Below are 8,441 nucleotides of genomic sequence, written 5' to 3'. Positions count from 1 at the left end.
CCTGGGTCTTTGTCGCCAACTGGAAGCAGAACGCCGTGACATCGGACCGGGTGGAGAACTTCGCCCTGCAGCCGTCGTTCTTCCTGCTGCTCGACGACGTCGTGAAGAACTGAGGTTTCGGCGCGTTCCGCACCGATCCGCCGGGGGGCTGCCGCCCCCCGGACCCCCCGCAGGTATTTGGCCCAAGATGAAGGGGCTGGCCTTTGTCGTCCGGTCCGCGGGGTTCATGTGTTTCAGCGAAGGAGGCCGCGGCGATGACCGGCTACATCCTCAAGAGACTGGTGTCGGCGATCCCGGTGCTGCTGGGCATCACGGTGATCGTGTTCCTGATCATGGCGATGATCCCGGGCGACCCGGCGACGGCGATCCTCGGGTCCTATGCGACGCCGGAGAACGTGGAGAAGCTGAACCGCGACCTCGGGTTGGACAAGCCGCTGGTGTCGCAGTACTTCATCTGGCTCGGCAACATGCTGACGGGCGATTTCGGGCAGTCCTTCGCGCTGAACCGGCCCGTGCTCGACGAGGTGCTGGAGCGGTTCAACGGGACGCTGGTTCTGGCGGGGACGTCGTTTGTCCTTTGTGCCGTGTTCGGCATCGTGGCTGGCGTGATCTCGGCCGCGAACCAGTACGGCTGGGCGGACAAGGGGATCACCTTCGCGGTCCTGCTGGGGATTTCCATCCCGTCCTTCTTCCTCGGCATGATGATGATCCTTTTGTTCGGGGTGAACCTCAGGTGGTTCCCGGTCTCCGGCATGTGGCCGATCTACGGCGACCGGACGCTCTGGGTGCTGCTCAATCATCTTGCGATGCCGGCCTTTGCCCTTGCGGTCGTCGCCACCGGTGTTGTCGCGCGGCTGTCGCGGTCGGCCATGCTGGAAGTCTTGCGGCAGGATTTCATCCGCACCGCCCGCGCAAAGGGTGTGCACGAGCGTGGCGTGATCTGGCGCCATGCGCTGAAGGCCGCGATGGTGTCGATCATCCCGGTTCTGGGCATCCAGGCGGGCTTTGTCCTGTCGGGCGCCGTCTATATCGAGATCGTCTTCCAGTGGCCCGGCGTGGGGCGGATGCTGGTCGATGCCATCCTGAAGCGTGACATCCTGCTGGTGCAGGGCGGCGTGGTCTTTGTCGCCGCCTGCTACGTCCTGTTCAACATCCTCGTGGATGTGGCGCAAAGCCTTCTGGACCCGAGGATAAAGACATGAGCGCCTTCTTCAAACTCCTCGCCCGCAACCGCCTGGCCCTGGCCGGTGGGATCGTGCTGTCGCTGGTCGTGCTGCTGGCGCTGGTCACGCCGCTGCTGCCTTTGAAGGATCCGGACATCACCAATACCGCGTTCCGGTTCCAGCCGCCGTTCTCCGAAGGGGCGCTGCTGGGCACCGATCACCTTGGCCGGGATCTGCTGGCGCGCCTGCTTTACGGCACGCGCCTGTCGCTGGCGGTGGGCTTTGCCGCGGCGGTGGCCGCCGCCACCCTGGGCGCCGCCATCGGGATCATCGCCGGCTTTTACGGGGGGCGGACCGACAACGTCATCATGCGCGGCGTCGACATGCTGATGGCCTTTCCCTACATCCTGCTGGCGCTGGCCATCGTCGCGGCGCTCGGTCCCGGGCTGCTGAACGCGCTGATCGCCGTGGCCGTGGTGAACGTGCCGTTCTTCGCGCGCAACATCCGTGGCATCACCGTGGGCATCGCGCACAAGGAGTTCGTGGATGCCGCGCGCCTTGCGGGGCTGTCGAACACCCGGATCATCCTGTCGGAGATCCTGCCGAACGTGATCCCGGTCATCGTGATCGCCATGTCCACCACCATCGGCTGGATGATCCTCGAGACCGCCGGCCTGTCGTTCCTCGGGCTCGGATCGCAGCCGCCACAGGCCGATCTGGGGTCCATGCTGGGCGAGGCGCGGTCGGCGCTGATCACCAACCCGCACACCTCCGTCGTGCCGGGCGTGATGATCCTGATCATCGTCATGTCGATCAACCTGCTGGGCGACGGCGTGCGCGACGCGCTGGACCCGCGGCTGAAGTCCGGCGCCCTGTCGCGGCCCATGGCGGCGACGCGGGTGGAGCGTGACGGACCCGTGCCGCAGGCGGAAGGCAAGGGCCTGCTGGAAGTGCAGGACCTGCAGACCCAGTTCCACGTCAAGGACCGCATCTACCGCGCCGTGGGCGGCGTGGACCTGCACGTCGAGAAGGGCGAATGCCTTGGCATCATCGGCGAATCCGGGTCCGGCAAATCGGTCACGGCGTTGTCGGTCATGGGGCTTGTCGCCTCGCCCCCCGGGGTGATCACCGGGGGCGCTGTCCGCTACGACGGCGACGACCTCGTCGGCGCGCCCTATCGCAAGCTGCGGTCGATGCGCGGCAGGAACGTCGCCTATATCTTCCAGGACCCGCTGGCCACGCTGCATCCGCTCTACCGCGTCGGCGATCAGCTGATCGAGGCGATCCGGTCGCACCGTCCCATCGGCAAGGCGGAAGGCAAGCGCAAGGCCATCGAACTGCTCGAAGCGGTGCGCATCCCGAACCCCGCCAAGCGGATCACCGATTACCCGCACGAGATGTCGGGCGGGATGCGGCAGCGCGTCGGTATCGCAATGGCGCTGGCCAACGAGCCGGACATCATCATAGCCGACGAACCGACCACCGCGCTCGACGTGACAGTGCAGGCGCAGGTGCTGACCATCCTCGACGACCTCCGCCGCTCGCGCGGGCTGGCCATCGTGTTCATCACCCATGACTTCGGTGTGGTGGCGCAGTTGTGCGACCGCGTGGCGGTGATGTACGCCGGGCGGATCGTGGAAGAAGGCACCACCGACGAGATCCTGAAGGCGCCCCGCCATCCCTATACCGCGCGGCTCATGGCATGCGTGCCGGAACTGGGCGGGGGCAAGCGGCGGCTGGAGGCCATCGCCGGCCTGCCGCCCGTGGTCGACAGGCTGCCCGCCGGATGCGCCTTTGCCGACCGCTGCCTGAAGGCGCAGGACGATTGCCGGAAGGGCGACATTCCCCTGGAGCGCGTCGGTTCACACGCCGTGCGGTGCCTCTATCCCGAAACCCCGCTGTCGGAGGCCGCCGAATGACCGATGCCCTGACCCTTTCCAATCTGTCGAAGACCTTTCCGGTGGGGCGTTCCCTGCTGGGCAAGTCCACCGGATCGGTCAAGGCCGTCCATCCGATCACGCTGTCGGTGCGCAAGGGCGAGACCCTTGGCATCGTGGGGGAATCCGGCTGCGGGAAGTCGACGCTGGCGCGGATGCTCGTGGGGCTGCTGCCGCCCTCCACCGGGACGATCCAGATCGAGGGCAAGGCGCTCGACAATGCGGACCCGGCGGCCTTCGGAAAGCGCATCCAGTACGTCTTCCAGGACCCGATCTCGTCGCTGAACCCGCGCAAGACGATCCGGCAGGTGATGGAAGCGCCGCTCAAACACCTTCACGGCATGCCCGCCGCGAAGCGCCGGGAGCGCATCCGAGAGATCTTCGACAGCGTGAACCTGCGCGAGGAGTTCCTCGACCGCTACCCGCATGAATTCTCCGGCGGGCAGGCGCAGCGGATCGGCATCGCGCGGGCGCTGGCGGCCAATGCGTCCATCCTGATCCTCGACGAACCGGTGTCTGCCCTCGACGTGTCGGTGCAGGCGCAGGTGCTGAACCTGCTGGCCGACCTGCGCCGCGAATACGACCTGACCTACCTCTTCATCAGCCATGACCTTGCGGTGGTGGAGGCGGTCAGCGACCGGATCGCGGTGCTGTACTTCGGATCGGTGGTGGAGGTCGGCCCGGCGAAAGAGGTCTTTGCCCAGCCCCGCCATCCCTACACCCAGCTCCTGGCCAACAGCGCGCCGGTGGTTGGCCGCCCGCTGACCGCGCCCGAAGGCAAGGCGACCGAACTTCCCGACCCGCTGAACCCGCCGCCGGGCTGCGCCTTTGCGGCGCGCTGTCCCCGCGCCAGCGACAAGTGCCGGGCGGAGGTGCCCAAGCTGACGCCGGTCGGGGGGCAGACGGAAGCCGCCTGTTTCCACCCGCTCGGCGACTGACCCGGCGCGGCACAGGAAAGACGTGCCAAACCGCCCGCGCGCACCTATCTGGGGAGGATGACGCTTCCTCCTCCCCTCCGGGACTGGTTCCACGCCCGCGGCTGGCAAGTCCACCCGCACCAGCAGGCCATGCTGGAGCGCGCCGCCTCGCCCTCGCTGCTGCTGATCGCCCCGACCGGCGGCGGCAAGACGCTGGCGGGTTTCCTGCCGACCCTGTCGGAACTGACGGACCGGCCGCGCGACGGCCTGCACACGCTCTACATCTCGCCGCTGAAGGCGCTGGCCGCCGACATCCGGCGCAACCTGCTGATCCCCATCGAGGAGGCGGGCCTGCCAATCCGGGTGGAGGATCGCACCGGCGACACCTCCTATGCCCGCAAGCGCCGGCAACGCGCCGACCCGCCGCACATCCTGCTGACCACCCCGGAATCCCTGGCACTCCTGACGTCCTACGAGGACGCCGCCCGCACCTTCGCCGGCATCGAACGGGTCGTCATCGACGAGATCCACGCACTGGCGGAATCGAAACGCGGCGACCAGTTGATGCTGGCGCTGGCGCGCTTGCAGACGCTGGCGCCGAACCTGCGCCGCGTCGGTCTGTCGGCCACGGTGGAGGACCCCAGCGCCATCGCGCGGCTGATGTCCTACGGCGACACGACGACCGAGATCCTGCACGCCGATCCCGGACCCGATCCGGACATCCGGATGCTGCGCACAGAAGAGGCCCCGCCCTGGGCCGGCGGCGGCGCGGCCTATGCCATTCCTGCCGTGCTCGAGCAGGTGAAGCAGCACAAGACCACGCTCATCTTCCATAACACCCGCGCACAGGCCGAGATCTTCTTTCACAACCTGTGGCTTGCGAACGAGGACGCGCTGCCGATCGGCATCCACCATGGATCGCTCGACCGGGGGCAGCGCGAGAAGGTCGAGGCCGCGATGGTCGCAGGGCAGTTGCGGGCCATCGTCTGCACCGGCTCGCTCGACCTCGGGATCGACTGGGGGGACGTGGACCTCGTGATCCAGGTCGGCGCACCGAAGAACGTCAAGCGGCTGGTGCAGCGGATCGGGCGCGCGAACCACCGCTACAACGCCCCGTCGAAGGCGCTGCTGGTGCCCGCCAACCGCTTCGAGATCGTCGAATGCGTGGCGGCGCTGGAGGCGGTGAAGGCGCATGACCTCGACGGCGAGCCGCGCGGCCCCGGCCCGCGCGACGTGCTCTGCCAGCACATCCTGATCGCCGCCGCCTCCGGTCCGTTCGACGCCGACACCCTCTATGCCGAGATGTCGGCCGCCGGTCCCTATCGCGGGCTGAGCCGTGCGCAGTTCGACGCCTGCCTCGATTTCTGCGCCACGGGCGGGTACGCCCTGCGCGCCTACGACCAGTGGAAGCGCCTGCAACTGAGGCCGGACGGGCTGTGGCAGCTGCGCGACCCGCGCTCCGCGGTGCGCATCCGGCAGAACGTCGGCACGATCCAGGACACCGACACGCTGAAGGTCCGCTGGAAGGGGCGCGGCGGCGCGCCCCTGGGCGAGATCGAGGAAGGCTTTGCCGCCTCGCTGACGAAGGGTGACACCTTCCTGATCGGCGGACAGATCGTGCGCTACGAGGGGCTGCGCGAACTGATCGTCGAGGTGACGCGCGACGCCCACAAGAAGCCCAAGATCGCCACCTTCATGGGCACGAAGTTCGCCACCTCGACGCAGCTTTCGGAACGTATCCTGCGGCTCTTCCAGCAGGACACATGGCCCGAACTGCCGGACCACACCGCGCAATGGCTGGCGCTTCAGCGCGAACGCTCGCGCCTGCCCGAACCCGGGCGCCTTCTGGTCGAGAGCTTCCCCCACGACGGGCGCGAACAGTTCGTGGCGTACGGCTTTGCCGGGCGGAACGCGATGCAGACGCTGGGCCTCCTGCTGACCAAGCGGATGGAGGAGATGGGCCTCGCCCCCATGGGTTTCGTCGCGACGGATTACGCCACGCTGATCTGGGGGCTGGACCGCGTGACCGATCCCGCGCCGCTTTTCGACGTGACAGCGCTGGAGGCGGGTCTCGACGGCTGGCTGGCGGGCAACGCGGTGATGAAACGGACCTTCCGCGCCTCCGCCACCATCGCCGGGCTGATCGAGCGGCAACTGGGTGGCCAGCGCAAGACGGGCCGGCAGGCCACCATGTCGTCGGACATCCTCTACGACACGCTGCTGAGGTACGACCCCGACCACCTGCTGATGCAGATCACGCGGGAGGAGGCCATGCGCGGTCTCGTCGACTTTTCGCGCATCCGCGAGATGTGCGCCCGCGTGGGCGACCGCATCGACCACGTGCAGTTGGACCGCGTGACACCACTGGCCGCGCCGCTCTTCCTCGAACCCGGACGCGTGCCGGTGAACGGGTCCGCCGATCAGCGGCTGCTGGAGGAGGAGGTCACCCGCCTGATGTCCGAGAGCGGCCTCGCCCAAGTCGAAGTGCCGAAGAAGGCATGGCGCGTCCCGTTCTAGCGCGTGGACGGCAGGTCACGCCCTTCGAACAGCCTCAGCATCTCCTCCACGTCCTGCACGCGGATCGGTTTCTCGAAATATCCGCGCACGAGGGGACGCTCCGCTGCACGGGCCCGGTCCCGTTCGGCGCTGGAGGAGGAGACCATGACCACGATCACATCCTTGGGCCAGCCCTGCTCGATCATCCGGGCGCGCAGGGCGTCGACTGTCTGGAAGCCGTCCATGACCGGCATCGAGATATCCATCAGCACCAGCGGCCCTTCGGAGGCGGCGACACGCGGCTGGTCGAACAGCTTGTCCAGGAAGATGCGGCCATCCTCCGCCTCGTGCACCGCGGCGAAGCGCCCCGACTTCGCCAGCCGCCGCCGCGCGGTGTAGCGGTCGACCTCCCGGTCGTCGACGATGTAGGCGTCTATCATGCCTCGCCCTCCATGCGGATCGGCAGATCGAGCGTGAAGGTCGTGCCCTGCCCCTCGGTGCTGCTCGCGACGATCCTCCCGCCAAGCCGTTCCACGCTGCGCTGTACGAGGTTCAGGCCAATGCCGGAGCCGCCCCTGTCGCCATGCTTGCGGAACAGGCCGAAGATCTCCGGCAGGACCGCTTCGGGGATGCCGATGCCGTTGTCGCTGACGATGATCCTGAGGTGCTCGCCTGTCTGGCGGGCGGTGACCTGCACCACCAGCTCGGCCTTCATGTCGTCCCGGTAGCGCAGCGCGTTGGACAGCAGATTCCGCAGCACGGTCCTGAGCGTGGCCTCCTCCGTCGCGACCGTTTCCGGCAGCGCGAGTTCCAGCTCCAGCCGCGCAGAGACGGCGCCGCCGCTCAGGTCCCGCCAGAGCTGGCGAATGAGGCCGCCGAGATCGACGGGGACCCGCGCGATCCCGCGTTCCGTCGTCATGGTGGCCAAGAGGACGCTCTCGATCTCCGACACGCTGTGTTCCGCGATCTCGGCGGCGCGGGCAAGGTTGTCGCCCAGGTCGGCAGTTTCCCCGGCCGCGAAATCCTCCCGGCAGAGGCTCAGCAACCCGGCGATGGAGGCGAGCGGCGCTTTGAGGTCGTGGCTGACCCCGCGGCTGAACTGTTCGAGATCCGCGTTCAGCCGTTCCAGTTCATGCGCGCGGGCGGCCAGCGCGCGCTCCGTCTCGATCCGTTCGGTCAGGTCGACCAGCGTGGCGACCACACCCGTCTGCCCGTCAAGGTCGATGCGGTCCAGCGTCGCCTCCACCGTCACGCCATGGCCGTCGCGGTGGCGCGCGGTCACGGTGCGCGACCGCCCCTTTGCCCGCACATCCGGCAGCAGTGCAAAACTGCGGCGGTAGACCTGGTGGGCGACGCGCAGATCCTCGGGCACGAGATCCTCGACCGGACGGCCCAGCAGTTCCTCCGGCGTGTAGCCGAGCAGCGGGGTGACCGCGCGATTGACGAAGTCGATCCGGCCGCCCGCATCCACGACGACCATCGTGCAGGACGCCGCATCCATGACAGAGCTGATCCGTTCCCGCTGCGCATGGCGGTGCCGCAGGTCGAGTGCCACGACGATCACATGCGGACCGCCGTCGACGACCACCGGCTCCAGCGCCAGTTCCAGTGGCAGCACGGTGCCGTCCCTGGCAACGCCCTTCACCTCCCGCTCCGCCCCCATGCGGCGCTTGGCGGGGATCACGTTGAACGCCTGTCGCAGCGCCACGTGCCCCGACCGCAGATGCTCCGGCAACAGCGTTTCGACCGGCGCGCCGGTCAGCGCGCCGGGTCCGTAGCCGAAGAGCGCATCGAATTCGGCATTGCAGGTCCGGATGCGGCCATCCGGCGCCACCAGCATCATCGCGATGGGCGAGACGCCAAAGGCCATCCCGATCACGTCGAGGTTCATCTGCACGTCCATCTCCGCCAACGTCCCGCCCGGGGGC

Annotated in this window: 6 protein-coding genes; 4 read left to right on the top strand and 2 right to left on the bottom strand. The window is 68.1% G+C overall.

Features of this window, described 5'->3' with window-relative positions:
• Positions 1-254: 254 nt before the first annotated feature.
• From ACU0DV_RS23645 to ACU0DV_RS23630, 4 genes are read left to right on the top strand one after another with little or no spacing between them, the layout of a single operon-like run.
• Positions 255-1,202 (top strand): ABC transporter permease, encoded by a 948-nt coding sequence (locus ACU0DV_RS23645; protein WP_100929252.1) that lies wholly within the window; start codon positions 255-257, stop codon positions 1,200-1,202.
• Positions 1,199-3,082, top strand: a complete 1,884-nt coding sequence (locus ACU0DV_RS23640; protein WP_446242776.1) for a dipeptide/oligopeptide/nickel ABC transporter permease/ATP-binding protein — start codon at positions 1,199-1,201, stop codon at positions 3,080-3,082. Before ACU0DV_RS23645 ends, ACU0DV_RS23640 begins: the two co-directional genes overlap by 4 nt.
• The gene (locus tag ACU0DV_RS23635; protein ID WP_446269788.1) at positions 3,079-4,038 is read left to right on the top strand and encodes an ABC transporter ATP-binding protein; all 960 of its coding nucleotides are present in this window, start codon (positions 3,079-3,081) and stop codon (positions 4,036-4,038) included. Before ACU0DV_RS23640 ends, ACU0DV_RS23635 begins: the two co-directional genes overlap by 4 nt.
• 57 nt (positions 4,039-4,095) lie before the next feature.
• On the top strand, positions 4,096-6,534 hold the full coding sequence (locus ACU0DV_RS23630) for a ligase-associated DNA damage response DEXH box helicase (protein WP_446242774.1): 2,439 nt from the start codon (positions 4,096-4,098) through the stop codon (positions 6,532-6,534).
• Here ACU0DV_RS23630 and ACU0DV_RS23625 read toward each other — a convergent pair.
• Positions 6,531-6,953 (bottom strand): response regulator, encoded by a 423-nt coding sequence (locus ACU0DV_RS23625; protein WP_446242773.1) that lies wholly within the window; start codon positions 6,951-6,953, stop codon positions 6,531-6,533. The two genes, ACU0DV_RS23630 and ACU0DV_RS23625, sit on opposite strands and share 4 nt — an antisense overlap.
• Positions 6,950-8,416, bottom strand: a complete 1,467-nt coding sequence (locus ACU0DV_RS23620) for a sensor histidine kinase (protein WP_446269789.1) — start codon at positions 8,414-8,416, stop codon at positions 6,950-6,952. The genes ACU0DV_RS23625 and ACU0DV_RS23620 overlap by 4 nt, the downstream gene beginning before the upstream one ends.
• Between the last annotated feature and the right edge of the window lie 25 nt (positions 8,417-8,441).

This window comes from Sagittula sp. (assembly GCF_052825245.1).
Note: the sequence above shows the minus strand (reverse complement) of the source record. Positions and strands in the feature narration are given on the sequence as shown.